Origin of the sequence: Peribacillus phoenicis, assembly GCF_047238085.1 — a bacterium.
Lineage (GTDB): Bacteria > Bacillota > Bacilli > Bacillales > DSM-1321 > Peribacillus.
The window spans coordinates 2,396,736-2,422,492 of the sequence record NZ_JBDFMF010000001.1 but is presented as its reverse complement, the minus strand read 5'-3'; the positions used below and the strand labels follow the sequence as shown (position 1 = coordinate 2,422,492).

Below are 25,757 nucleotides of genomic sequence, written 5' to 3'. Positions count from 1 at the left end.
CTTGGATTAATATGGGATTTGGTTTAAGTGGAATTATCAAAGTTAATTAGGATTTAAAACTCCATTAACAAAATTATTTAGTTTAATATGATTAAAATTAAGCTTTAATTGTACATTTTGAAGAACATTATCTTTAAACAATAAAGGGACAGAAGGAGAATTTTCAGCATAGACAGCAACCAGAGAATTGTTAGATGTAAATTTATTATTAGTAATTAAAACTGTTTCAGCGGCTAGGGTATTTACTAGCTCTATCATTCGACCAGTAGACGACACAGGATAATTAAACATATTATTATGAAACTCTAAGTTCCTCCAAACGCCACTTAGATAAAAAGCATTAGACTTCCCAGCAAAATAGCTGTTATTGATTTTAAAATGGTCTATTTTTGCAGTGGGACCCATATAGAATTGAGAATAACCATCCCATTCAAAGTAGCAACCTTCAAAATGATAAACTGGTTTTAATGGTGAAGGTCCTTCGCCTAAACGACCGGTATTAACAAACTTACACCCAATATAAGTACCAGCCGGGAGCCTAGTTATTCTATTTTCTCGATGCTTAATATTTATAAAAGTCACATTGATTAAACTCCATCCATACGTTCCAGTTGGTACTGCTGTAAATGCTTCAATGCCACAACCTTCAAATACACAATTAGATATATGTTGAGGTTTGGCACTAAATACTAAGGGTGCACCAGGATTCACAGATGCTGAGTAAAAATCTTCATCGTAAAGAAATTTACAATTATTGATTTGGGCAACATAGTCTTTCTTTTTATCAAAGGATAAGGGACTATTATGAAAGAAACAATTATCTATAAGTGCCTCTTTTTCTTCTAATAGGGTTAACCTACAATTATATAAATGATTGTTAGTGAAAAGTGTATCGCCAGATAGTCGTTGGCCCGCTTCATGAAAATAGTTATTACTCACAATTGCTTTGTTAACACCAGGGTTTATAGTGAATAATCCAAGTTTTATTTTATTATTAGTAATACTTACATGACGCCCTGAAACAGCGATAATGTTATAATTGGAATTCTCATATATGTTATTACCGTCTATATATATATATTGGTTTAAGTCATATCCATCTTCGATATCTATGGCTCCACTTGGGGCTGTCCCACTAATATGGTGAATCTCACAGCCTCGGATATAACAATGCTTAACACCACAAATAGCAATTCCTAACCTCCTACAATGATGTAAATTACATTTTTCTATATAAACATGTTTGGGGAACTCAGGGGTTCTTACAACTAGTGTGTTCCCGTTTTTTGATGGCACTGCACTTTGATGTAATACTGCTTTAGCATAACTTGCGCCAGAAGGGACTTCTACCTCATCAAAAAAATGTACATTTGTCACAGATGATAAAAAAGTGTCATTACTTTTATAAAAAACCACGTCATATATATCAGTTGTTATTTCATTACCAATGCCACCGTAGCTATCTCCATATAAGCCAAAATAACCTGTGTTTAATATCTGGTTGACGATGGGCAGCTTGATACTTGTGCGTACTCTCTTTGTATCGTTCACTAATGTGCCGTTAGAAGTATTTATTCCTCCACTTTCTATATTTCCACCAATTGAGGGGTATCCACCGACAATACCTCCGTATGATGTAATGGCAATAATTGCATCACCGGTAGTATTATAAATTTCCAAGTTATCTAGAGTAATATAACGAACTCCTTGTTTTAATTCAATGCCCACTCCAAATTCATGGGTTTCTCCACTAGAATAATCATGATTGTATCGGTCACCTTCAATTTTTCCGTTTGTTATTATGGCATATTGCTGCTTATTTTTAAGAGAGATTATTGCATATCCAATCAAGCTATTATCTCTAATCCTCAAAACTGATCCGCCTAGATTAAATGTCATAAAACTTTTGGGCTGAATGGGATTGTTTTCATCTATTAAATAGGTGCCTTTTGGTAATACAAATTCTATATATCCTTCTTGTGCTGCCCAGTCTAATGCGCTATTTATACCTTTAGAAGTGTTAACAGGGTCAGTATTATTATTTTTCACGTTCCATCGGTCCAATTCTAGTACATATGAACTTTCCATAAAAATTCTCCTTCATTTAAAAGAATTAGACTTCTCACACTTTATTTTCTTAGTAATTCGAGAAATCCTCACAAAATAGCATCGATTAAAGAATCTATATGATTATGATATTCATCTATGGACAAGTTGTAAGGGCAAAAGTGCACAGTTATATGCATCAATTTTCAAATTTGTATCACTAACGTAAAGGAGGGGGATAGGTGTAGTTACAGAACGTAAACAAGATAATATAAAAAGTTGCACAAAAAAACGCGTTAAGATCTTTAGAAAAGACCTTAACGCGCTATTTTACTTTATTATAACCATCAAGGAACAAAAACCCTTACCCAGCATCCATCTATATATTGAAATTCCCAATGTCCCGTTGCAGAAGAGATGGCTGTTTCAAAGGTAACAATTTGATGATGCAATACTTTAGGCGCTTCGTATTTCTTTTTTGCTTTGATTTGCTTTTCCATAATTATTCCTCCCAATTATTTAGAACATGGGCATGTTCCTTTGTCAAAATCATATAAATTGATTGTTTCTTTATTGCCAGCATTGTCAATGCTGTAGTATTCCAATGTGTGGGTTTTATCGGCAGTGACATCAAAAGGTTTTGTATAGACCTGCCAAGTTCCTCCGTTTATTCGATATAATGTTTCTTTTACTCCAGTTTTATCATCTGAGGCATTGTAGGTAACCGTCAAGGCTATTACATAGGTATTTTTGTCGTTAAAAATAGGAGTCATTTTATTTTTCGTAATCGGTGGTATGGTATCCGGATCGACAACTGTTATGATAGCTGAGTCTGAAAAGCCACCTTCCTCGGTTGTGACTGTAATTGTTGCTTGACCTATACCGACCGCATGGACAACCCCGTTTACAACTGTAGCTACACTAGAATCTGATGTAGTCCAGTTTACATTTTGGTTTGTTGCATTGGAGGGATTAAGCTTTGCTGTTAAACTTTGATCTGCGTCTCCAAGCTTGAAATTCAGGCTTTTAGGATCTAGAGATACACTTACTATTGGGGCTGTGACAATGACAGTAGCAATATCCGTGAACCCGCCATCTTCTGTTGAAACTGTGATGATGGCTTTACCTGGTCCAACAGGATGGACAACACCGTTATCAACGGTGGCAACACTTGAATCTGAACTGGACCAAGTGACATTCTTGTTTGTTGCATTAGATGGTGTAACCGTTTCTGTTACACTTTTATCTTTTCCGCCAACAATAAGTTCAAGTGTGTCAGGGTCAACCGTTACTCCAGTAACTGGTACGGTAACAGTAATATTTGCTGAAGCTGTGAAGCTCCCATCCTCCGTGGTAACAGTGATTGTGGCTTGGCCTGGTCCTACAGGATGAACGACACCGTTATCAACTGTTGCTACACCCGAATCTGAACTGGACCAAGTGACGCTCTTGTTTGTTGCATTGGATGGTGAAACCGTTCCTGTTAAGGTTCCGTTTTTTCCACCAACAATCAATTCCAGAGATGCAGGATTCAGTGAAATACCCGTAACAGGTATTTTGACAGTAACAGTTGCTGAAGCTGTGAAGCTGCCATCTTCCGTGGTAACAGTGATTGTGGCTTGGCCTGGTCCGACAGGGTGGACGATACCATTATCAACGGTGGCAACACTTGAATCTGAGCTTGACCAAGTGACATTCTTGTTGGTTGCATTGGATGGTGAAACCTCGGCGTTTAAAGCTTTATCCTCACCGTCAACCGTTAGATTCAAAGAATCCGGGCTAATGTTTACTCCAGTCACTGGGACTGTTACGGTCACTTTAGCTGTTTCCTGTATTTTTCCATCTTCTGTAGAAACAGTGATGGTAGCCAACCCTGGACCTACTGGATGGACTATTCCATTTATAACAGTTGCCACATTCGAGTCGGATGTAGTCCATATTAATTTTTTGTTTGTTGCATTGGATGGAGTGATGGTCGCAGTTAAGATCTCATCTTTTCCACCAACAGTCATGTCTATATTCTTCGGATTAAGTGATAGACTCTCAACAGGTACTAGTTTACTAGCACAAACGGAAACTATTGACCAATCGAACCGCCCATTGTTAGTGAAAACCTTTATTATGGCGATTCCTGGCCTTACGGCGTGAACCCTACCGTTTGAAACGGTAGCTACTCGTGGGTTTAAAGAAAACCAACTAAGCTCTTGATCAGTCGCATTCTCCGGTATGACTTTGGCTGTTAATTGCGATTCATCATTAACAGTAAGATTTACTAGTTTCGGATTTAACGTAACACTTTTTACGGCAATATCCGGTTCACATACTATTACTTTCGTTCTCGCCTTAAAATTCCCATCTTTTGTCGTGACTGTAATGGTTGTTGTACCCGGACCTTTCGGATGGACTATACCGTCGTTAGAAACCGTTGCGACTCGAGTGTTTGATGAAGACCAAGTCACTTGCTTATTTGAAGCATTAAAAGGTTTGATCGTTTCAACAAGTTCCACATCTTTATCATTAATTTTCATTTTTATAGTCTCTGGAGCTAGAGAAATCCCTGTCACATGAACAGGTTTACTTCCTTTTCCACCTCCATTTGTCGCATATGCCTGCGAGTTGCCCACAAGACATAAAAAAAGGATTGCAATCGTTAAAATTGTGAGCGTTTTAATATTCCTTACAAATGACATGAAATTTCCCCCTGTGTTAAATGTTTATATAAGCTGAATTTTCTTGTAAATCCACTCCTTTTCACACATGAAGCCTTTATTTATAAAGAATAAGTCTAGAAAAAACAGGATGTTTGTAGTGGTATGTTTTCCTCACTCATTCGTTACATCTCATTTTTATAATATTTACTAGAACTAAATACCTGACTTTTTTTAGAATACCATCGTTCTTCATAAAGAACAATATGCGTTTATGAAAATTATTTAATTCAGTAAAAACAATTAAATAATAAGGTAATGTATAAGATATCTGTGCTTTATATTCTTATATTTTTAATTCAGGTAGCTAAAAATGTTCTTTAAAAAGAATATATAATGAATTATAATAGCCTGTGTAGGAGTATTATCCTAATGTTGGATATTCTGTTTAAACACTAAAAAAGGGGAGAAAGGAATCTAATTATGAAAATATTTCACACTAAAATAGGGGATCATTTCATTCAATTTGAAAATGCCCCCGAATATATAAATGGGATGTTCCGAGAATTGGAGGGCGCAAATTATCGGCCTGACCTTACCGTAACAATCCAGATGGACTTTGGATCACCTTTTGTGAACTATGATGTGAAAGAAGATAGGCAGGCTGATAGAATTTATTTTCGAAGGTCTGATTACCTAGTGGAAGTAGATGCAGAATATCAATATGCAGATGTTTCCGCTTATAATGAATTGGCTTTAAAGCATGCATTAATTAATTTATACAGTTCGTTCATTGTATACCATGAATGGGGGCTGCTGCTTCACTCTTCTTGCGTAATAGAAAATGGTAAAGCTCATATTTTTGCAGGTCATTCTGGTGCTGGAAAATCAACGGCAGCAAAATTATCTTATCCGCGAAACCTTCTCTCGGATGAAACAACCATTTTAAAAATTTCATCCGAAAAAATGGAAGTATATAATTCGCCATTCCGAAGTGAAATCCTAGCTGCTGGGGAAGAAGAAATTTTCCCATTAGGGAGTATTCAAGTCTTACATCAGTCTCTTCAAAACCAAAGAGAAATACTTACTAAATCGGATTCGCTTATAACAATGATAAATAAAGTGTTTTATTGGTCAGATCATCCAGCAAATAAAAAAGTGATACTAGGGATGTTAACGGAACTGGTTAACCAAGTACCTATATATAACCTCTTTTTTCAGAAAAACGATACTTTTTGGGAGTTGATTTCGTAATGGTCCAATATATTCAAAGTAATCATGTGGAAGCCACGCAACTTGGTGATGAATGGATTATTTTACATACTGAAAAATTCACAGTGACAAAGCTAAATGAAATCGGTGGGTTTTGCTGGGGGCTTTTAAACCAAGCACAAACAGTGGACTCCTTGATTCAGACATTAACTGATCAATATTTAACGGCAGAGGAAATAGCAAAAGATGACATAGAGTCGTATTTATTGGATTTATTACACTTTGGATTAATTCAGCATGTTATTTGACAAAGAGATTGTCGAATTATTTAAGATGACACTGAAAAAAGAGGGCTCACTTAATTTACCTGCGCAAGGATGTAGTATGTATCCTTTTATAGAGGAAGGGGATATATGTAACTTTAATGAATGCAATCCTTTTCATTTAAAAAAAGGGGATATTATTTTGTTTTACACTTCATCTAATCGATTGATTGCCCACCGGTATTATAAGGAAATGAAAAGTGATCAGCAACCCGGATACCTTTTCAAAGGAGATACTAATGTAAGCTTTGATCATACAGTACAATTGGAACAATTGATTGGTAAACTTGTTTATGTCCAAAAACGGAATTCCAAATTGCATGCTTCTGGTTTTCTAGCAAAAGCATGGGGTGGATTAATACTTACATTTCCGTTTATATCGAGGATGTTACGAAAGCACCTAAATTTACAACAAAGAGTAAAGGGGAGACTTTCCCATTGAATCCAACGATACTGCAGGTACTATTTGAACCGCAAGTAAAGTTGCCAATTGACTCAGAATATTATTGGCAGCTTCTAAATGAAATAGAAAAATCGAAAATTCATCCGCAAATATTGTTCCTAATGAAAGGGAATGGGAGGTTTATGGATACTCCAGCGTTCTTTCAGCAAGTAATAATTGAAAAATTTCAAAGTGTCTTTTATCAAAATATCCTGATTAAAAGTCAAACAGATTTGGTTTTGCGTGAATTTGAACATAACGGCTTAGATGTTATTCCTTTAAAAGGGACGCTTTTTTCTGAGGAACAGTTCGGCCATCTTGGAGCTCGGCCCACGTCTGATATCGATTTACTAATTAAAGCTAGTGACATGGATCAGGCAATTGAATCGGTCAAACAATTAGGGTATAAACAAAAGGAGAAACAAATACCTAATCATTTTCATACTTCGTTCAGTAAATACCTTCCTGAATCCAAAATACCACTAACCATCGAACTTCATTGGGATATTTTAAAGAAAGATACGGCTAATTTGGAAATCACCGAGTTTTGGAAAGAAGGATATCTCATCAATGACTCACTTCATGTTAAACAACTTTCCGATTACCATCTTTTTTATACGATTTGTCTCCATGGGTGGCGGCATAACATGGATTCATTAAAGTATTTTATAGATATCATTCAACTTCTTATAAACCTGGATATCGATTTTGAAAGATTACTAGCGGATGCTAAGCGTCACAAAACAAAAAAAAGAATCATCAGAACGTTATCGATTGTATATGAGCAGTTACCTATTCTTCATTCAGTTAAAGAGTTTCCTTACTATATTCCGACTTTATTCAACAAAAGGAATTCTGCAATCAATAAGTATGTGGACTTCATTGACTATTCATTTCTAAGTTTTGATTCACCTAAACATTCCATAATTGAGCTTCGTAATTGGTTATATCTCCAAAAATAAATGTTACTGGCTGAATTTAATTTCCCAATACCCAAAAAGGTTGAAAGTATACTTTATATTAACGAGCTAAGAAACTAAAATGATAACGTTCTTTATATGGTCTAATTACTGATTTCTATGGCTTTATTTATAAGAACTAGAGAAATTTTCCCCAAAATGTTGTATAGTTAGTATGCAGGGATTCGAACAAACATTCGTTTCTTGGAAGCAGATTACATCTTAGAGGGACAGGAGAGAGACAGTGAACGGTACAGCACACATGGCTATAGGGGCAACAGTTGGATTCTTGACGGCAAACACACTTCAAACAGATCCAACCACCACTTTATTCTTGGTGGGCATCGGGGGAGTTTCAGGGCTGATGCCCGATATGGATATTGATGGGAAGTTAAGTAATAGGATTACCTTTTCACATAAGTTTATCCGAACGATAGCACAAACGATTGGAATATTAATGATCATTTATAGTCTTTTGGAAGGCTCTGATACGGAAAAGTGGATCGGTGTAGGTGCAGGAATCGGAATCATCATTATTTCTTCATTCATTAGGCAAAGGCATATGCTGACCTTGACTGGATTAGCGGTTTTAGGCGGCGGTTTATCTTTGCAGGAAAGCTGGTTGTGGCTGTTGGGCGTCTATATTATCCTGGCATCCTTTACACCACATAGAAGTTATACCCATTCGATTGCCGGTATCGCTTTTTTTGGTTTCATTGCCTTTCAATTCGAAGCCTTTATGGGGATTGACGGAATTTTCGCAACTTGTTCATTAGGATACATAAGTCATTTAATTGCAGATTTGAAATGTTTACCTTTTAATAAACGTGGGGTGAAATTATTTCTTCCATTTTTCTCAAAAGAATTTTAACAGTGTTTTTTTATCGCTGTTCAGGCTGCAGACAAATTGGAGTAGAGCCAGTTTGCCTGCAGTTAGTTGATTCCAGAAATTCGCTCCCGCCGACCATGAAAGCAAGCGGACGTGGGGTCTCGGCTAGCTGGATTTCGTCGCAAATTTCTTCATTTTAGAGCGGGATCCATTCGTATAATCAAATAAAAAACATGAAGGATATTAAAATTCTCGAATCTTCTTTTATCGATAAACTGGACAGTGGTTATCTAACTACTGTTTTTTCTATGAGAAAAAGTAAGTTTTAAGCTAAATGGACACATCATTCGACTTATTTTTATGTTTTATATGGTCATTCTTCCTAAATCTACTAAATGTAACATATTTGTAAAGATCCTGTGATGCGAGTGATATACCTTTTCTAGTATATTAGGTTTAGCAAATCACATCAGGGGGTAAAATAATTTGTTTAAGAAAATTGTCGTCGGATTGTCATTGGCTATTACGCTTGTAACCGCATCCTTTGCTGGGGACCAAGTGGAAGCTGCTTCATATCATACAAAAGCTATTAAAGTGGCTAAAAGTGAATTAGGTACAAAATATAAAATGGGTGGCATTTCTTCTTCAGGTTTTGATTGTTCCGGTTTAGTGAAGTATTCATATCAAAAAGCTGGTAAGAATTTACCAAGAACTGCTGCTGACATATATAAAAAAGGTAAGAAAGTTAAAAGCCTGCAAAAAGGTGACTTAATGTTTTTTGCACCAAATAAAGCGAATAAACCTACACATGTGGCTATATACATAGGAAACAATGAATTCATACACTCTTCATCATCTAAAGGAGTGTCATACGCTAAAACCAATAATACCTATTGGAAGCCAAAGTATATTGGTGCGAAACGTATATAATAGAAGAAAATCATTCTTAATATAAAAAAGCTAAGAGACTTAATGAAGTCTCTTTCAATTTGTAGCCAAAAAGGTTTCGGAAGGTTTCATTCCGAAACCTTTTTGATTTTTTATTGGAATTGAAGCAGCTATAGCGGAAAGGAAAGCATGGCATGGGTTGGACAACGAGGGGACTTTTTAGAAAGTTCGATATCACCTCAAGTATTAATACTACTTAAAAACAAAAAAGACTGTAGGCAAAAGTGTTCTATCTTAAAGTTAAAACAAAGTTGATTGGAACGGGTGTGCGAGACTCCTGCGGGAAAAGCGCGTCAAGGGGAGACCCCACAGGCGCGAAGACGCCGAGGAGGCTCCCCGACCGCCCGCGGAAAGCGAGTACCTGGAGTGGAAATCCAACGTTTAAAAATTGTACAAACCTTAAAGAGACTTAATAAAGTCTTTTTTTGTTTTAAAAAATTAGAGTGGATGAGGTGCATATGGACAATAGAATTGGCGTTTTGTTAATAGTTAAGGTTATGGTGAGTCCTGAAGTGGGTAATCAATACTAACTGAATATACTAAGAGGCATACATAGAATCTTTTTATTTGACTGGAAATGGATAGTTTAATATGCTTAGCAAACCAATTCAAGGTAATTTCTTTTTTTATCAAAAAAATTCCCAGACAAAATTATTGAAAGTCAAAGAAGGTCAATGTATAATAAAGTCAGAAAGTCAAAGAAGGTCAAAGATTTTTAAATTCATTTTTTAAAGGAGGAGTACTACATGCTTTGTGAAAAATGCCATGTAAACCAAGCTAATATTCAAGTTCACCTAAATATGAATGGTCAGGAGCATGATGTGAAACTGTGCTCCACTTGTTATAAAGAAGAGCGAAACAAACTTGGAGCAGCTATGGGCGGAATGGATATAGGGAAATTCCAATTTAACGGATCTCCAAATTCATTCAATCCATTTAATTATAATGGTGTACCAAAACCGGATTCAGCTGAACATGGCGAGGATGGAGGATTGCTTGAGGAGTATGGCCGCAATTTGACCGATGCTGCTAAAGCAGGACTTATTGATCCGGTTATCGGACGAAATGAAGAAATTAAACGCGTCATTGAAGTTCTAAATAGGCGCAATAAAAATAATCCAGTTTTAATCGGTGAACCTGGTGTCGGTAAAACAGCCATTGCTGAAGGTCTTGCTTTAGCGATTGTTGAAGGTTCAGTGCCAGTTAAATTACGTAATAAGCTTGTATATATGCTTGATGTAGCGTCCCTTGTGTCGAATACTGGAATTAGAGGGCAATTCGAAGAACGAATGAAGCAATTGATCAGCGAATTACAGGAAAGAAAAAATGTCATACTATTCATCGATGAAATTCATCAGCTAGTGGGAGCGGGTTCGGCCGAAGGATCAATGGATGCAGGAAATATCTTGAAGCCTGCACTTGCACGCGGCGAACTCCAGCTTGTCGGAGCAACCACTTTATCAGAATATAGGAAAATTGAAAAAGATGGTGCCCTTGAAAGGCGCTTCCAGCCTGTACACGTTAATGAGCCGACAACGGCTGAGGCACTTGTCATCTTACGTGGATTAAAGGATAGTTACGAATCTTATCATGGTGTGACATATAGTGAGGAAGCCCTTAAAGCGGCTGTTGAACTTTCGAACCGCTACATTCAAGACCGTTTCCTGCCTGATAAGGCAATAGACTTAATGGATGAAGCAGGTTCCAAATTGAACTTGACCATCGAAGACGGCCAAGTAGAAAACATGAAAGAGCGTCTGGCTCAAATCTATAAAGAAAAAGAAATGGCCTTAAAAGAAGAAGCATATGAAAAAGCTGCCGTTCTTCGTGATGAAGAAGAAAAACTGGAAAAGTCATTGCAGGCTGGGGAAGCTGCAATTAAGCCAACCGTTACCGTTGAAGACATTCAAAATATCATCGAACAAAAGACTGGTATACCTGTAGGTAAGCTCCAAGAAGATGAGCAAGAAAGAATGGTTCACCTCCAAGCGGAGCTGATGAAAAAAGTAATCGGGCAGGAAGAAGCTGTCAAAAAGGTGTCCAAGGCCGTTCGAAGAAGTCGTGCCGGGTTAAAATCAAAAAACCGTCCTACCGGTTCTTTCCTTTTCGTTGGTCCGACAGGAGTCGGTAAAACCGAATTGGCAAAAAGTCTTGCTGAGGAATTATTCGGGGACAAGGAAGCGATGATTCGTCTTGACATGAGTGAATTCATGGAGAAACACAGTGTTTCTAAATTAATCGGTTCTCCTCCTGGATATGTAGGACATGAGGAAGCTGGACAATTGACGGAAAAAGTTCGCCGAAAGCCTTACAGTATCATCTTATTGGATGAAATCGAAAAGGCACATCCGGATGTAATGCATATGTTCCTGCAAATCATGGAAGATGGCCGCTTAACCGACAGTCAAGGCCGGACCGTTACTTTTAAAGATACCGTGATCATCATGACGAGTAATGCTGGAGTCGGTGAGAAACAAAAAGTAATGGGATTCGGTACAAGTTCAGCTGTAGAAGAAGCTTCAATCCTACAATCTTTAGGCAGCTTCTTCAAACCGGAATTCCTGAATCGATTCGATAGCATCATTGAATTCTCGGCATTGAAGAAAGAAGATCTTCTGCAAATCGTTGATATCATGATTCACGAGCTTGACGAAACACTTGCTGCAAATGGTTTATCTTTAGATGTAACTAATGAAGCGAAACAAAGGCTAATTGAACTCGGATATCACCCAACTTTCGGGGCGAGACCGCTACGCCGGGTTCTACAAGAACAGCTCGAAGACGGCATCACTGACTTTATCTTTGAGCAGCCCGAAGTTAAGAACTTCACTGCAATTGTTGAAGATAACTCTGTGAAAATTATTAAAACACCATAAAGAGTACTAGAAATGCCTCCAAGACCGTAAAACTGTTATGGAGGCATTTTTTTATCTTTTTTAGGCTTCGTTTTCATAAAAGGGTAAGGTCCGGCTAAATGACCTACAGCTTTCGATAAAAATATAGATTTCTGAATTTTCGACATAATTTGCCGATCAAATGTTTTGATGGGTAATGCCTGTGGAATCATAACATAAGTGAAGATTCGCTCATGATTATAAAAATTAATAATTCCTGTTCTGAAATGGGAATTTCAATGGAGGAATGACCTATTAAAGATTCACTTTCTTATTTTGAAGAGGAAAATAAAAATAATCGAAAACCTACGGATAATGAAACGGAAAATCAGTTGGAATCCCTGCCGATTGCTAATATTAATCCAGTAAATCCGTCGGAATTGGATGACCTATATTTCTATGAAGGCAAAGATTTAGGAAATTCCTATCTTAAAGATAAAACGGCATTCCGGTTATGGGCGCCACTTGCATCTGAAGCTAAGCTAGTTACTTATAAACATTGGGATGATTCAGATGGAATGGAGATTCCGATGGTTCGTTCGGAAAAAGGTACCTGGACGATTGAGTTGGACGGTGATCAGGATGGATTGATTTATACATATAAAGTGAGAGTGGGAGAAATCTGGAGTGAAGCCGTCGATCCATATGTTCGTGCAGTTACTGTTAATGGTATTAAAGGAGTCGTGATAGATTTAACAGATACGAACCCAAAAAGGTGGACACGGGATAAACCACCTCTCGAAAAAGCTGAGGACATAGTCATTTATGAATTGCATACTCGGGATTTGTCGATTCATCCAGAAAGCGGAATAAATAATAAAGGTAAATTCATAGGAGTAATTGAAGCCGGAACCAAAGGTCCAGAAGGAGCGAAAACGGGTCTTGATCATATTAAAGATCTAGGCGTTACTCATGTTCAGTTTATCCCGATATTCGATTTTGCTACAGTCAATGAAATGAAATTGAATGAACCACAATATAACTGGGGATATGATCCACAGAATTATAACGCTCCCGAGGGCTCTTATTCGACTGATCCGTATCAACCAAAAGTCAGGATTCGGGAGTTAAAGGAAATGATTCAAGGAATGCATGATCACGGTTTACGAGTCATCATGGATGTTGTCTATAATCACGTTTATTCTGTGGAGGACTCAAACTTCCATAAACTCGTTCCCACTTACTTTTTTCGCTATAACGCTGACGGAACCCTATCTAATGGAACTGGTGTAGGAAATGACACCGCGTCTGAACGTAAAATGATGCGCAAATTCATTGTTGAATCCGTAACCTATTGGGCGAAGGAATTTAACCTTGATGGTTTCCGTTTCGATTTAATGGGGATTCATGATGTGGAAACGATGAATGAAGTGAAAAAGGCACTGGCAGAAATTGATCCGACCCTCATTGTTTTGGGTGAAGGCTGGGATATGGATACACCCTTGGCCAAAGAGCTGAAAGCAAATCAAAAGAATGCTTTTAAAATGCCTGGAATCGCTCACTTTAATGATGCGATCCGTGATGGTTTAAAAGGGTTTGTAATGAATGAACATGATAAAGGATTCGTGAATGGCAAACCAGGAATGGAAGATATTATAAAAAAAGGCATTGCTGGTGGTTTGGAATATGATGATGATATCGCGACATATCAAAGACCAGATCAAGTGATCAATTATGTTGAAGCACATGATAATTATACTTTATGGGATAAGCTTCTCATCACTAATCCAGATGCGACAGAAGAAAAACGGAAACAAATGCATAAATTAGCTTCGGCAATTGTCTTACTGTCACAGGGAATTCCAATGATACATGCTGGACAAGAGTTTATGCGCACAAAGGATGGAGATGAAAATAGCTATCAATCTTCTGATTGGATTAACCGATTGGATTGGAAAAGAAGAGCTGATTTCGATCGGGAAGTGGAGTATATGAAAGGACTGATTTCGCTCAGGAAAAATCATTCTGTTTTTAGGTTAAGCACACCCGAAGAAATTGAAGAGCATTTACAATTCATTGATGCTCCGCCAAATGTGGTTGCATTCTCTTTAAAAACAGAAGATTCAACAATTGCAGTGATTCATAATGCAAATTGGGATGCGATAACGATTAATCTTCCCCACGAAGATAATTGGTCCGTTCTAGTGGATGGTCAGCGGGCTGGCCTGGAAGAAATAGAAAGGATTAAAGGGAGTCAGATAACCGTTGCCCCTTTAAGTTCGTTTGTGTTAAAAGCAAATTCTAACCAATGACATAATGTCTAAGTGAGGGAATACTATGTCTCACTTCGGCTTTGTTCATTTGCTGATATGAAATTGGTTAAAGGAGTCTTCCATTATTTACTTTCGCAAGTTTGAGAAAAAATGTGCGGGGGTAGAAAATACAAAATGATGAATTTTATCGTTGTGTAAGAGGGGAGCGATTATTATGCCAGAGAAAGTGCATATAAAAATCAATGGTGCTGAGACCAGTATGGAAGGTAATCAAACAATATTACAAATGCTGACGGATAGCTCCATTGAGGTCCCGAATGTTTGTTACCATCCTAGCCTAGGTCCTATCGAAACATGTGATACATGTTTAGTGAGTGTTAATGGTGAACTTGTAAGATCTTGCTCCACCATAATCAGGGATGGTGATGTAATTGATACAGTTGCAGCTGATGTAAAAGAGGCACAGGTCATGGCGATGGACAAGATATTGTATAACCATGAGCTTTATTGTACAGTTTGTGATTATAACAATGGCGGTTGTGAAATACACAATACGGTTAAGGAAATGAAGGTAAATCATCAAAGTGTTCCTTTTGATCAAAAACCATATGAAGTGGATCGGTCAAATCCATTCTATCGATATGATCCGGATCAATGCATTCTTTGTGGCCGTTGTGTTGAAGCATGTCAAGATGTACAGGTCACTGAAACATTGACCATTGATTGGGAAGCAAAACGCCCGCGTGTCATTTGGGATGATAATGTTCCGATCAATGAATCTTCATGCGTGTCATGTGGACATTGTTCTACTGTATGTCCGTGTAATGCAATGATGGAAAAAGGAATGGAAGGGGAAGCCGGATTTTTAACCGGCATTGCCAAACAAACACTTAGACCTATGATAGAAATTACAAAAAATGTTGAAACGGGTTATGGTTCGATTTTAGCGATTTCAGATATGGAATCCGCCATGAGGGATGCAAGGATCAAGAAGACAAAAACGGTTTGTACATACTGTGGGGTAGGATGCAGCTTTGACGTTTGGACCAAAGATCGTAAAATCCTTAAGATCGAACCGCAAGTGGAGGCACCTGCTAATGGAATTTCGACTTGTGTAAAAGGGAAATTCGGATGGGATTTCGTGAATAGTAAAGAAAGACTCACAAAACCTTTAATTAGGGAAGGGGATGCGTTCAGGGAAGCTGAATGGGAAGAAGCCCTTGAATTGATTTCCCGTAAATTCACTGAAATCAAAGATTCTCACGGTCCGGATTCGATGGCTTTCATAACTTCTTCCAAGTGCACTAATGAAGAGTCCTATTTAATGCAAAAGCTGGCTAGGGGAATCATCGGCACCAATAATGTGGATAACTGTTCCCGGTATTGTCAGACACCGGCTACTTTAGGACTATTCAGAACGGTTGGATATGGCGGAGATACAGGGGGCATAAAGGATATCGAAAAGTCCGAACTTGTATTGATCATAGGCTCCAATACATCCGAATCACACCCCGTGTTGGCTACAAGAATCAAACGTTCCCATAAACTGGGTAAACAGAAGCTGATAGTGGCGGACATCAGAAAGCATGAAATGGCTGAACGTTCCGACCTCTTCATCCAGCCTGCACCGGGATCGGATATCATATGGCTGTCGGCCGTGACTAAATATATCGTCGACAAAGGTTGGACAGATACAGACTTCATCAAAAATCGTGTAAATGGAATGGAAGAATACATCAAGACTTTGGAACCTTACACATTGGAATATGCTGAAAAAGTAACAGGCGTAGCTAAGGAAGATTTAATTACGTTGGCAGAGGCCATTCATGAAGCGGAAAGCGTTGCATCGCTTTGGGCCATGGGCGTTACCCAGCATGGAGGAGGAAGCGATACAAGTACTGCAATTTCCAATTTATTGCTCATAACAGGCAACTATGGTAAACCCGGAACAGGTACTTACCCTTTACGCGGCCATAATAATGTTCAAGGAGCCAGCGATTTTGGCAGTATGCCGGATCGCCTGCCAGGTTATGAAAAAGTAACGGATGAAAAGGTCCGCGTGAAATATGAAAACATCTGGGGAGCAAAAATACCAGAAAACCCTGGCCTGAATAATCATGAAATGGTCGAAGGGATACATGCAGGTACCATCAAAGCAATGTACTTAAAAGGTGAAGATATGGGTCTGGTCGATTCGAATATCAATCATGTCCATAAAGCATTTGAAAAACTGGCCTTCTTTGTGGTACAAGATATCTTCTTATCAAGAACGGCTGAATTCGCGGATGTCGTCCTTCCCGCAAGCCCAAGCTTTGAAAAAGAAGGTACTTTCACGAATACGGAACGCCGTATTCAACGTCTTTATCAAGTCTTTGAACCGCTTGGCGACTCAAAGCCTGATTGGCAAATCATAAAGAATGTCGCTAATTCGTTAGGAGCCGGCTGGAATTATGAGCATCCAAGTGAAATTATGGAAGAAGCAGCCAAACTATCACCATTATATGCAGGAGTAACGTATGAACGCTTGGAGGGTTATAACAGTCTTCAATGGCCAGTGACTCCAGATGGTAAAGATACGCCACTGTTATTCACGGAAGCTTTTCCTTTCCCTGATGGAAAAGCAAGGTTATTTCCAGTCGAATGGACCAAACCGATTGACTTTGGGGATGAGTTTGATATCCATGTGAATAATGGCCGTTTATTGGAACACTTCCATGAAGGAAACATGACTTATAAATCAAAAGGCATTACTTCCAAAACGCCAAAAGTCTTCCTTGAGGTATCCCGGGAATTGGCAAAAGATAGAGGGCTTGAGGATGGCACTCTTGTTCGGCTTACTTCACCATATGGAAATGCAAAAGTGCAATGCCTGATTACGGATCGTGTAAAAGGTAAAGAAGTTTATCTGCCGATGAACGATTCAGGTGATGGGGCAATCAACCAATTGACAAGCAGCCATTCAGATAAAGATACTGATACTCCTGCTTATAAGGAAGTTCAAGCAAAAATGGAAGTGCTCAGGGTTAAAGGAGACAATCCGTTGCCGAGTATCAACCATCGTAATGGTAATCCACAACCGCAGATAGGTGTACAAGTACAAAAAAAATGGGCCCGCGAAGATTATATTTTCCCTGGTGACCTCTTGAAGATCAAAAAGGAGGAGAGGAACCGTGGCTAAAGCGACAAAAGTGATCAATCGAATCTCCATTAGCGATGAAGAAAGAAGAAGAATTGAACTCGAGGATATCGAGCGTACCCTTTTGGAAAATAAAGAAGTGATTAAAGAAACGTTTGAAGTCATGAAGGGCATGCAGGATCGTGGGATTTTATCAATGGTTAACAGCTTGTTGCAGGAAGGGGACAAAGTGCTGAACATTCTTGTCAAGACAGCAGACACCCCAGAAACGGCAAATATGCTAAAAAATCTGCTTCTCATACTTGGCACGTTAGGTACACTTAATGTTCAGCAGCTTGAACCGCTTATCCTCAAGGTCAATACAGGGATTGCCCGTGTGGCAGAGTCTGATAAAATGCCGGAAAAGCCAAGCTACCTAGCATTGCTGCGTTCCTTGAATGACCAAGAAGTCAAACAAGCTATGACTTTTCTGATGACCTTTCTTAAAGGAATGGGAGAAGATACAAGCGATTTAGAAAGAACCACCCAATTACCAGAGAATCAGCATTTGCATAGGGCGAATGAAACAGCGGACATAGAACGGCCGACCTCCAGAAAATCATACGGATCGAGTATACCCAGTAAAAGCGGAAGCGAAAAAAAACGAAACACCAGCTGGTTTTGGATCGCTGCAGGAGTTTCGCTCGTAACCATTCCGCTAACCTTATCTAAAGGTAAGAAATAAAGTAGCTCGTTAATATTATTGAAATGAAGTAAAATCGTCTGCGAAAATGACTTTGACTTGAGTGATGTGAATAATTCCACCAAAATATTAAAGCCGATGATTCCCTTATAAGGAAACATCGGCTTTTTTCGATGGGAAGTGATATCAAAATTTTTCTCACCATCCTTTTATTACATATATTTATATTAGATACAAATAATAAAATCAATCATCAGTGAAACGAACATATACACACACTTAATCAGTAAGGGGCGGAAAAGTGCAAATAGGACGTTCTCTTAAAAGAGCTAAAGAAAAATCTACAACCAATGGCACCTTATCCTGCGAGGTAAATGAAAATGTAAAAAGATTGAAGAACGAGCTCGGGAACAGTTCAGATTTGTCTGTTCGAATGATTTAGTCTCCACACGAAAAATCGGTACAGGCAGCTGTAATCCACCTTGACGGTTTGGCTGATGCTAACATCATTAATGAAAACATAGTTGAACCATTAATAGATTGGTTCAAAGAAAATAAACAAATGTTGACAGAGATAGAAGAACGAGCTAGCCATATTCTAACGGTATCCCAATTAACCGTTAAAGAAAGTTGGCAGGAATTCGTATCAGCGGTTTTGACAGGAGATACGGTTGTATTGTTGAATGGCAGTACAAAAGCATTCATCGCCAGTACGAAAAGTCAGCCATCCCGTGCGATAACTGAGCCGACAAGTCAAACGGTCATAAGAGGACCAAAAGATAGTTTTACTGAAAATTTAAGAACCAATACGTCTTTAATTCGTGCTAGGATTCAAAATCCTAATGTACGCTTAGAGAGCTTGAAAGTCGGAAACGTCACTCAAACGGATATTGGAATCATGTACATTCAGGGAATCGCGGATGAGAGTATTGTGAAGGAAGTCAAAGAACGAGTAAAGGGCATTGATATTGATGGGGTTCTTGAATCGAATTACATTGAGGAATTAATCCGGGATGATTCAACTACGATTTTTCCGCTTCTTTTGAATACAGAACGTCCTGATGCGGTAGTTGGGAATTTATTGGAAGGTCGAGTCGCCATCATTATCCAAGGAACTCCATTTGTTTTAATCGTCCCGGCGATTTTTTCTCAATTTTTTCAATCTCCGGAGGACTATTATCAAAATCAATATATCAGCTCTTTTTTAAGGATGTTAAGATTTGGAGCCTTTTTTCTATCGATGTATGCATCCGCTATATATTTGGCACTAATTACTCATCACCAGGGGCTTATTCCTACTACTTTACTTGTCAGTTTAATGGCTCAAAGAGAAAATGTTCCTTTTCCAGCGATTGTCGAAATACTGGTCATGGAAATGGCCTTCGAGATTTTACGCGAGGCGGGAATTCGAATGCCAAGGGCGATCGGACCAGCCGTATCAATTGTAGGTGCACTTATTTTAGGGCAGGCAGCTGTTGAAGCGGGGTTTGTGGGAGCGGCAGTTGTCATCATTGTAGCCATCTCTGCAATCAGCAGTTTTACACTGCCAAATACCAGTCTAGTCAATGTTACTCGTGGAATTCGATTTATGTTGATTTTTATATCGGCTTTTATAGGCTTATATGGCATATTGCTTTTCACTCTATGTATCTGGCTTCATATGAGCAGCCTGAGGTCTTTTGGTGTTCCCTATTTTGCCCCATTTGCTCCATTTCGTTTCAAAGAGCAAAAAGATGGTTTTTTTCGTTTTCCCATACAGTCACTAATGAAAAAACCTACAAACAAATAAAACTCGTTTAAAAAAGAATGAGGATGAAAAATGAAAATTAATATTTCACTTTTATGGATTGCAGCGTTTTGTTTATTGATTTCAGGTTGTTCGAATTACCGGGAATTAAACGAGCTAGGTGTCATAATTGCTATGGGAGTTGACCAAAATGACGATCCAAAACAACCGTACCGAGTAACATATCAAGTCATAAATCCTAGCGGCCTATCCCAAACCAACACAACAGGAGGACAAGGTCTCGCTGTCATCAACTATACAATAACAGGAAAAACGCTTTTGGAGGCTTTAGGTAAGTCAGCTTCCGTTATTCCGAGGGAAAATAATACAACACATCTCTCGCTCATTATTATTGGCGAGAAGTTAGCTCGAAATGATTTGGATTTAATATTCGATGGTCTAGATAGAGGTAAATATTCGCGGGTAAGTATCCCGATCTTTATTGCGCGCGGGAAGACTGCGATGGATGTACTTGGAGTAATTGAACCTCTTGAGATTACTCCAGGTAAAAATATCATCAGTACAACACAAAATAATCAAAAGTTGTATGGATCATCTAGTGAGGTGTTAGCATATGAAATCATTGCTTCACTGTTGAGTGAAGGCAAAGATGTATCACTTCCGGGAATCAGTATAAGCAATGCTTCCCAGAAGGGGAAGCAAACAGGAAATTTAGAGACGACGAACCCGACTACTATTAAGGTTAAAGGATTAGCCGTTTTCAGAAAAGGCAAATTGGTGAGATGGTTGGATGGAGAAACGGCCCGAGCCGTTCAATTCGTTACATCGAAAGTAAAAAATACCCCCGTTGTGTTACCTTGTGAAAGAGGAAATGTAACAATCAACACAATCGGTGTGAAAAGTAAAATGTTAACCGAAATCCATCATGAAAAACCTGTCATCCATACTGATATCAACGTGATGGGAGAACTGTTGGAAACATCATGTGAGCTTAATTTAAGTGATCCGAGAGTGTTAAAAAAATTCGAAAAAAAGATGGAAAAAGAATTAAAAAAGCAAATTAAAAAGACGATTGGCATCACTCAAAAAGAAAAGTCAGATATTTTTGGTTTTGGTGATGCCCTGTCCCGAACAAATCCCGTTTATTGGCGCCAAAACAAAAAGAATTGGGATAACCTATATTCAGATGCGCAGATATCATTGAAGGTTCATGTAGAGATTATCAATTCCGGATTGCTAATGGAACCTTATGAACCGAAATAAATGAATGGGGAGGTGAGGATGCATTGCCTAAAATAAAAATTGATGGATTTCAGTTATTTTGTATGATGATCATTTTTATGTTTGGCAGTAATCTACTGCTTATAATAGGAAAGGGTGCCAAGCAGGATGTCTGGATTGTTAACCTTTTATCAACTCTTTTCGGATGTTTACTGTATTTCGTGTATATTTCATTATTCAAAAAATATCCTGACATACCGATGACCGGCTATGTCCGGAAAATTTGGGGTAAATATATCGGCAGCGTATTGAGTTTTTCCTATATCATCTATTTTGTTTATCTTGCTTCAAGAGTATTACGCGATTTTGAAGAATTATTAATTAGCTCCACTTATAGACGCACTTCCATTATAACGCTGGGGATATGCATGATACTTGTTTTAATTTATGGAGTTCATCTAGGATTGGAAGCATTTGCACGTGTTGCATGCTTATGCTTTGCCATTATTATCGTGACCCTTTTGATTTTAAATTTTATGTTTGTATTAGGAGGATATACAAAATTGGAAAACCTTCAGCCTGTATTAGGCAACGGATGGGGAATGGTATGGAAAGAGTTGATTCCTACAGGTATCACCGTGCCTTTTGGAGAATTAATTACGTTTACAATGATTCTTCCGTACTTGAATAAAAAGAGTTCTGCCGTTAAAGTGGGCTTTTTTGCGATAATTATAGGTGGGATTTCATTAACTCTTAATTCGATCATTCTCTTGTCTGTATTAGGTCCCGAGGCGGTATTAAGGTCTAATTTCCCAGCTCTTACAGCCGTGAGTTATATTAATATCGCTGATTTTATTGAAAGAATGGATACCTTTATACTTGTTTTAATGATCATTTTAGGCTTCATTAAAATTTCGATCTTTTTCTTTTGTGCCATTATTGGCGCAGGGGACTTATTTCAAATGAAACCATCACCTATATTCATTTATCTGGTTGGCGGTGTTATTTTCTTCTCTTCGATAATGATTGCTCCTAGCTATCAGGCTCATATAAATGAAGGGTTAAAAGTCGTCCCTTACCTTTTACATCTTCCTTTACTCATTGGAATCCCCATTTTGTTATTGATAACCGCATATATAAAACAAAAAATTAAACCAGCTGCTTCATGAAGAGGGAGGCTGCCGGTTTTTGATCGCTGAGGATATAAAAAAATATAAAAAAATTATGGTATATAACAAGAGCAGAAAGTAATCTTCTCCACGTCCTACTATCAAATATTGTTTAAGCTATAGAAAGAGTGCCATATATTCAAGCCCTGTAGGTTGTCGAGGAGTATAATAAGTAAATACGTGCCTAACAAAATTAACAATGATGGTAGCGCTCTTATCACAGTATCACCTCATTCTTTTATCTTAAAGTGTGGTAAATACTTTAAAATTATGTACGGAGTCGTACCAGAATGGCAATTTAGTCTATGTAGCATGGATACTTGTCATTAATCCTTAAAATTTTGGAACCTAATGCTTGTAGAAATACCTTTCGTACCATAAAATGGGAGTATAAAAAAGTTCAAGGAGTGTATAAATGAAGTTAAAATTATTGACCGTCACTTTGGGGATCTGTTCTTCTTTAATACTCTCAGGCTGTTCAAGTGAAGAGGAAAGTGTTGTACAAAAAGAAAGCGGTCATGAAGGCCATTCAGAGCATACGGCATCCGGAGATCTTCAGGAGGAGACCAGCAGTAAGGAAATAGCACCGGATTTCTTAGCTGAAAAACCAGAGGATATGAAGACAATCTATTTAGCTGTTGCGCAAAATAAAGATTTACTAGAAAAAATACCTTGTTACTGCGGTTGCGGAGAGTCAGCTAACCATAAAAATAATTATGATTGTTTTATCCATGAGAATAAAAAAAATGGTGAAGTGGTTTGGGATGACCACGGGACAAGATGCGGAGTTTGCTTGGAAATTGCTGCGCAATCCATATTGGACTTGAATGACGGTATGAGCGTCAAAGAGATCCGGAATAAAGTCGATGAAAAATATAAAAGCGGATATGCCAAACCAACTCCTACCCCCGAAGTGTAAGTAAAAAAATTATGAAATTCTAGCTTAAAAATAATAATTTAGAAAAATGGTTTTTGCCCGGTATTCATTCGGAAAAGGCCTTTTTTTTGTATTGATGGATTCTTTCACATATATAATATTGGTCACATAGGGGAATACTTCCATTAAACATTCAACGTGAAAGGAGCTATCACTTTGACATTAATCCGCCTCGGTTATGTAGCCATGAGTAATCATGTGCCAAACTGTTCACCATCCCAAACGATGACTTTTGCGCAGTTTTCCAAAATTAAGGACAGAGATGCAGCGATAAGGAAGCTCGAACGCATTTCAATATCCAATCTTCATAATTGCTGGCGTTTACTGATTCATAACGAAGCTAATGATATTCAGTTCTTTAGGCTTTCTTCAAAACTTATACCTTTAGCCAACCATCCAGAAATTCCAGAATGGGATTACATAGATCCTATTTCAGAAGAACTGGCTAAATTAAAAACATTCATAAAGAATCACCCAAAAGTAAGGATAGATTTTCACCCAGATCATTTTGTCATCTTGAATAGTTCAAATATCGATATACTGAAGACATCCTTAAAAACATTAAGGATGCACTTTACTCTATTGAAAAAAATGGGAGTGGATCCCGAGCATCGCTGTGTTTTGCATGTTGGCGGCGGTTATGGCGAGCATGTACAGGCATTAGAGCAGTTTATCCATAATTGGGGTTTGATTCCGGAATCGATTCAAAGAATGGTCATTCTTGAGAATGATGATACTACCTATACGTTGTCGGAAACACTTTATTTATGTGAAAAATTAGGCATTCCAATGGTGTTTGATTATCACCATTACCTCGCACATCAGTTACCAAATGAAGATTGGAAAGATCATTGGGACCGAATATTGAATACATGGAGTAATTCCAAGCTACCTCCTAAAATGCATATTTCAAGTCCAAGGTCCGATAAAGAATTTCGAGCACATGCTGATTTTGTGGATACTGGAATGTTCATGGAATTTTTACAACAAATAAAGGGAAGCTTACCACAGCTGGATTGCATGATTGAAGCTAAACAAAAGGATGGAGCACTTTTCCAGTTGATGGATGAACTGAAAAGTCACAAAGACATAGAGATCATTGATGATGCCAGTTTTTATATTCATTAATCAATCGGTATGATTTGATAAAGAGGGTAGGCATAAGTTTCTCTTTATCTAACGCAATAGTTTACATAACATAATTACCGTTAATATTAGGGGTGCATAATAAATGGAAAGGGAAGTCATTATTAATATTGATAGGATGATTAATATTTTGTACATTATTTTACAAAAGTCTTATTAATGACAAAAAAACGACCTTCATATTTGGGGTTTAAAGCTATTGTTTGAAATACATAGAGTCTTTATTCCAGATTTAATTAAAATCGCTCCATGAGGCTATATAAGCGGTTAATGGCGGTTAATAGATTATATGGGTTTCACAGAAGGATTTATAAGAATATTCCGAATGTAACAAAGGACCTCTATTGATACATTCGAAAACGCATTAAATCAAGGTTTATAAGCGTATCAAATTTTTTAAAACTTGCCTTTTTTTAAGCTGTTCACGTACAATGAAAGAAGGGGAAAGGGGAATGAGCCATTCATGCAAGCAACCTCTAAAAGAATTAAAAATGTCCAACCGATACGCAGGTTGGATCACATAGAAAAGATGAAAAAATCACTATTAAAATATTGCAGCTACAGGGATTATATGATGTTTTCGATCGGAATAAACATCGGGTTACGTATAGGGGATCTTTTACAATTGCGAGTGAAAGACATTCTTGAGGGTACGCATATTGTCATTGTGGAGCAAAAAACAAATAAAATTAAGCGGTTCCTTGTCAATCCTCAACTTCGGAAGGAAGTTAGGAAGTATGTCCGCAAATCGAACCTGAAAAATGAACAGTATTTATTTCCAAGTCGAAAAGGTAATGGTCCAATCACTAGGGTACAGGCCTATCGGGTCTTGAACAAGGCGGCTGAAATGGCAGACATTCCAGATGTCGGTACACATACCCTTCGAAAAACCTTCGGCTATTTGCATTACCAAAAATTCAAGGATATCGCTTTACTGCAGCAAATCCTTAATCATTCCAATCCAAAAGATACGATGATTTACATAGGACTCACACAAGATTTAATGGACGAAACATTAATGGATTTCTATTATTAACTGAACGGACGAAGACAACTCCTGTTACTCAGTATTTTATAGGGCTATAACAATCCTTCAATTGGGAGTTATTTCAGAGTAAACATTATTTCGATATATCTGAATGGGTAGATAAAACTAGTATCATTGGTGTGGAGAGGTGAAAGGGCTTTCGGAATGGGATACGCGC

Annotated in this window: 16 protein-coding genes and 3 pseudogenes; 16 read left to right on the top strand and 3 right to left on the bottom strand. The window is 37.9% G+C overall.

Annotated elements, in window-relative coordinates; genetic code table 11:
- Positions 1-42: 42 nt before the first annotated feature.
- The 3 genes from ABC374_RS11865 to ABC374_RS11855 all read right to left on the bottom strand — a co-directional run bounded on the left by ABC374_RS11865 (position 43) and on the right by ABC374_RS11855 (position 4,736).
- On the bottom strand, positions 43-2,088 hold the full coding sequence (locus ABC374_RS11865; protein WP_413017921.1) for a right-handed parallel beta-helix repeat-containing protein: 2,046 nt from the start codon (positions 2,086-2,088) through the stop codon (positions 43-45).
- Positions 2,089-2,393: 305 nt separating this feature from the next.
- Positions 2,394-2,546, bottom strand: a complete 153-nt coding sequence (locus tag ABC374_RS11860) for a hypothetical protein (RefSeq protein ID WP_214768322.1) — start codon at positions 2,544-2,546, stop codon at positions 2,394-2,396.
- 15 nt (positions 2,547-2,561) lie between these two features.
- Positions 2,562-4,736 (bottom strand): Ig-like domain-containing protein, encoded by a 2,175-nt coding sequence (locus tag ABC374_RS11855; protein ID WP_413017918.1) that lies wholly within the window; start codon positions 4,734-4,736, stop codon positions 2,562-2,564.
- Positions 4,737-5,177: 441 nt separating this feature from the next.
- Between ABC374_RS11855 and ABC374_RS11850 the strand changes: the two genes are divergently transcribed.
- The 16 genes and pseudogenes from ABC374_RS11850 (at position 5,178) to ABC374_RS11775 (ending at position 25,588) form a co-directional block, all read left to right on the top strand.
- The gene (locus ABC374_RS11850; protein WP_413017916.1) at positions 5,178-5,948 is read left to right on the top strand and encodes a hypothetical protein; all 771 of its coding nucleotides are present in this window, start codon (positions 5,178-5,180) and stop codon (positions 5,946-5,948) included.
- Positions 5,948-6,214 carry a PqqD family protein gene (locus tag ABC374_RS11845; protein ID WP_413017914.1) on the top strand — a complete coding sequence of 89 codons (267 nt, stop codon included), beginning with the start codon at positions 5,948-5,950 and terminating at the stop codon, positions 6,212-6,214. The genes ABC374_RS11850 and ABC374_RS11845 overlap by 1 nt, the downstream gene beginning before the upstream one ends.
- Positions 6,204-6,671, top strand: coding sequence for a signal peptidase I (locus ABC374_RS11840; protein WP_214768319.1), 468 nt, complete (start codon positions 6,204-6,206; stop codon positions 6,669-6,671). The genes ABC374_RS11845 and ABC374_RS11840 overlap by 11 nt, the downstream gene beginning before the upstream one ends.
- Positions 6,668-7,633 carry a nucleotidyltransferase family protein gene (locus ABC374_RS11835; RefSeq protein ID WP_350298855.1) on the top strand — a complete coding sequence of 322 codons (966 nt, stop codon included), beginning with the start codon at positions 6,668-6,670 and terminating at the stop codon, positions 7,631-7,633. Before ABC374_RS11840 ends, ABC374_RS11835 begins: the two co-directional genes overlap by 4 nt.
- 241 nt (positions 7,634-7,874) lie before the next feature.
- Entirely contained in the window at positions 7,875-8,501 is a 627-nt protein-coding gene (locus ABC374_RS11830) for a metal-dependent hydrolase (RefSeq protein ID WP_413017911.1), read from the top strand.
- A 444-nt stretch (positions 8,502-8,945) separates the two neighbouring features.
- Positions 8,946-9,389 carry a C40 family peptidase gene (locus tag ABC374_RS11825; protein WP_413017909.1) on the top strand — a complete coding sequence of 148 codons (444 nt, stop codon included), beginning with the start codon at positions 8,946-8,948 and terminating at the stop codon, positions 9,387-9,389.
- A gap of 764 nt (positions 9,390-10,153) precedes the next feature.
- Positions 10,154-12,283, top strand: a complete 2,130-nt coding sequence (locus ABC374_RS11820) for an ATP-dependent Clp protease ATP-binding subunit (protein ID WP_413017907.1) — start codon at positions 10,154-10,156, stop codon at positions 12,281-12,283.
- Between the two features lie 383 nt (positions 12,284-12,666).
- A pseudogene (pulA, locus tag ABC374_RS11815) lies at positions 12,667-14,553 on the top strand (type I pullulanase); the annotation flags it as partial.
- Between the two features lie 175 nt (positions 14,554-14,728).
- Entirely contained in the window at positions 14,729-17,692 is a 2,964-nt protein-coding gene (gene fdhF, locus ABC374_RS11810) for a formate dehydrogenase subunit alpha (protein ID WP_413017905.1), read from the top strand.
- Positions 17,685-18,206: pseudogene (locus ABC374_RS11805) on the top strand (helical membrane plugin domain-containing protein); the annotation flags it as partial. The gene fdhF and the pseudogene ABC374_RS11805, both read left to right, overlap by 8 nt.
- A 595-nt stretch (positions 18,207-18,801) precedes the next feature.
- Positions 18,802-20,121: pseudogene (locus tag ABC374_RS11800) on the top strand (spore germination protein); the annotation flags it as partial.
- A 30-nt stretch (positions 20,122-20,151) separates the two neighbouring features.
- Positions 20,152-21,342 (top strand): Ger(x)C family spore germination protein, encoded by a 1,191-nt coding sequence (locus tag ABC374_RS11795; RefSeq protein WP_413017903.1) that lies wholly within the window; start codon positions 20,152-20,154, stop codon positions 21,340-21,342.
- Between the two features lie 23 nt (positions 21,343-21,365).
- Positions 21,366-22,469 (top strand): GerAB/ArcD/ProY family transporter, encoded by a 1,104-nt coding sequence (locus ABC374_RS11790; protein WP_413017901.1) that lies wholly within the window; start codon positions 21,366-21,368, stop codon positions 22,467-22,469.
- Positions 22,470-22,884: 415 nt separating this feature from the next.
- Positions 22,885-23,388: a PCYCGC motif-containing (lipo)protein gene (locus ABC374_RS11785; RefSeq protein WP_413017899.1), complete on the top strand. Its 504-nt coding sequence runs from the start codon at positions 22,885-22,887 to the stop codon at positions 23,386-23,388.
- A 174-nt stretch (positions 23,389-23,562) separates the two neighbouring features.
- Positions 23,563-24,534 carry a UV DNA damage repair endonuclease UvsE gene (uvsE, locus tag ABC374_RS11780; protein WP_413017897.1) on the top strand — a complete coding sequence of 324 codons (972 nt, stop codon included), beginning with the start codon at positions 23,563-23,565 and terminating at the stop codon, positions 24,532-24,534.
- 481 nt (positions 24,535-25,015) lie between these two features.
- Entirely contained in the window at positions 25,016-25,588 is a 573-nt protein-coding gene (locus ABC374_RS11775) for a tyrosine-type recombinase/integrase (protein ID WP_413017895.1), read from the top strand.
- Positions 25,589-25,757: the final 169 nt, after the last annotated feature.

Coding starts and splice junctions, on each gene's coding strand:
- ABC374_RS11860 (WP_214768322.1), bottom strand. CDS start 2,546: ATGGAAAAGCAAATCAAAGCAAAAAAGAAATACGAAGCGCCTAAAGTA.
- ABC374_RS11850 (WP_413017916.1), top strand. CDS start 5,178: ATGAAAATATTTCACACTAAAATAGGGGATCATTTCATTCAATTTGAA.
- fdhF (WP_413017905.1), top strand. CDS start 14,729: ATGCCAGAGAAAGTGCATATAAAAATCAATGGTGCTGAGACCAGTATG.
- ABC374_RS11775 (WP_413017895.1), top strand. CDS start 25,016: ATGCAAGCAACCTCTAAAAGAATTAAAAATGTCCAACCGATACGCAGG.
- ABC374_RS11845 (WP_413017914.1), top strand. CDS start 5,948: ATGGTCCAATATATTCAAAGTAATCATGTGGAAGCCACGCAACTTGGT.
- ABC374_RS11795 (WP_413017903.1), top strand. CDS start 20,152: ATGAAAATTAATATTTCACTTTTATGGATTGCAGCGTTTTGTTTATTG.
- ABC374_RS11865 (WP_413017921.1), bottom strand. CDS start 2,088: ATGGAAAGTTCATATGTACTAGAATTGGACCGATGGAACGTGAAAAAT.
- ABC374_RS11820 (WP_413017907.1), top strand. CDS start 10,154: ATGCTTTGTGAAAAATGCCATGTAAACCAAGCTAATATTCAAGTTCAC.
- ABC374_RS11840 (WP_214768319.1), top strand. CDS start 6,204: ATGTTATTTGACAAAGAGATTGTCGAATTATTTAAGATGACACTGAAA.
- ABC374_RS11785 (WP_413017899.1), top strand. CDS start 22,885: ATGAAGTTAAAATTATTGACCGTCACTTTGGGGATCTGTTCTTCTTTA.
- ABC374_RS11855 (WP_413017918.1), bottom strand. CDS start 4,736: ATGTCATTTGTAAGGAATATTAAAACGCTCACAATTTTAACGATTGCA.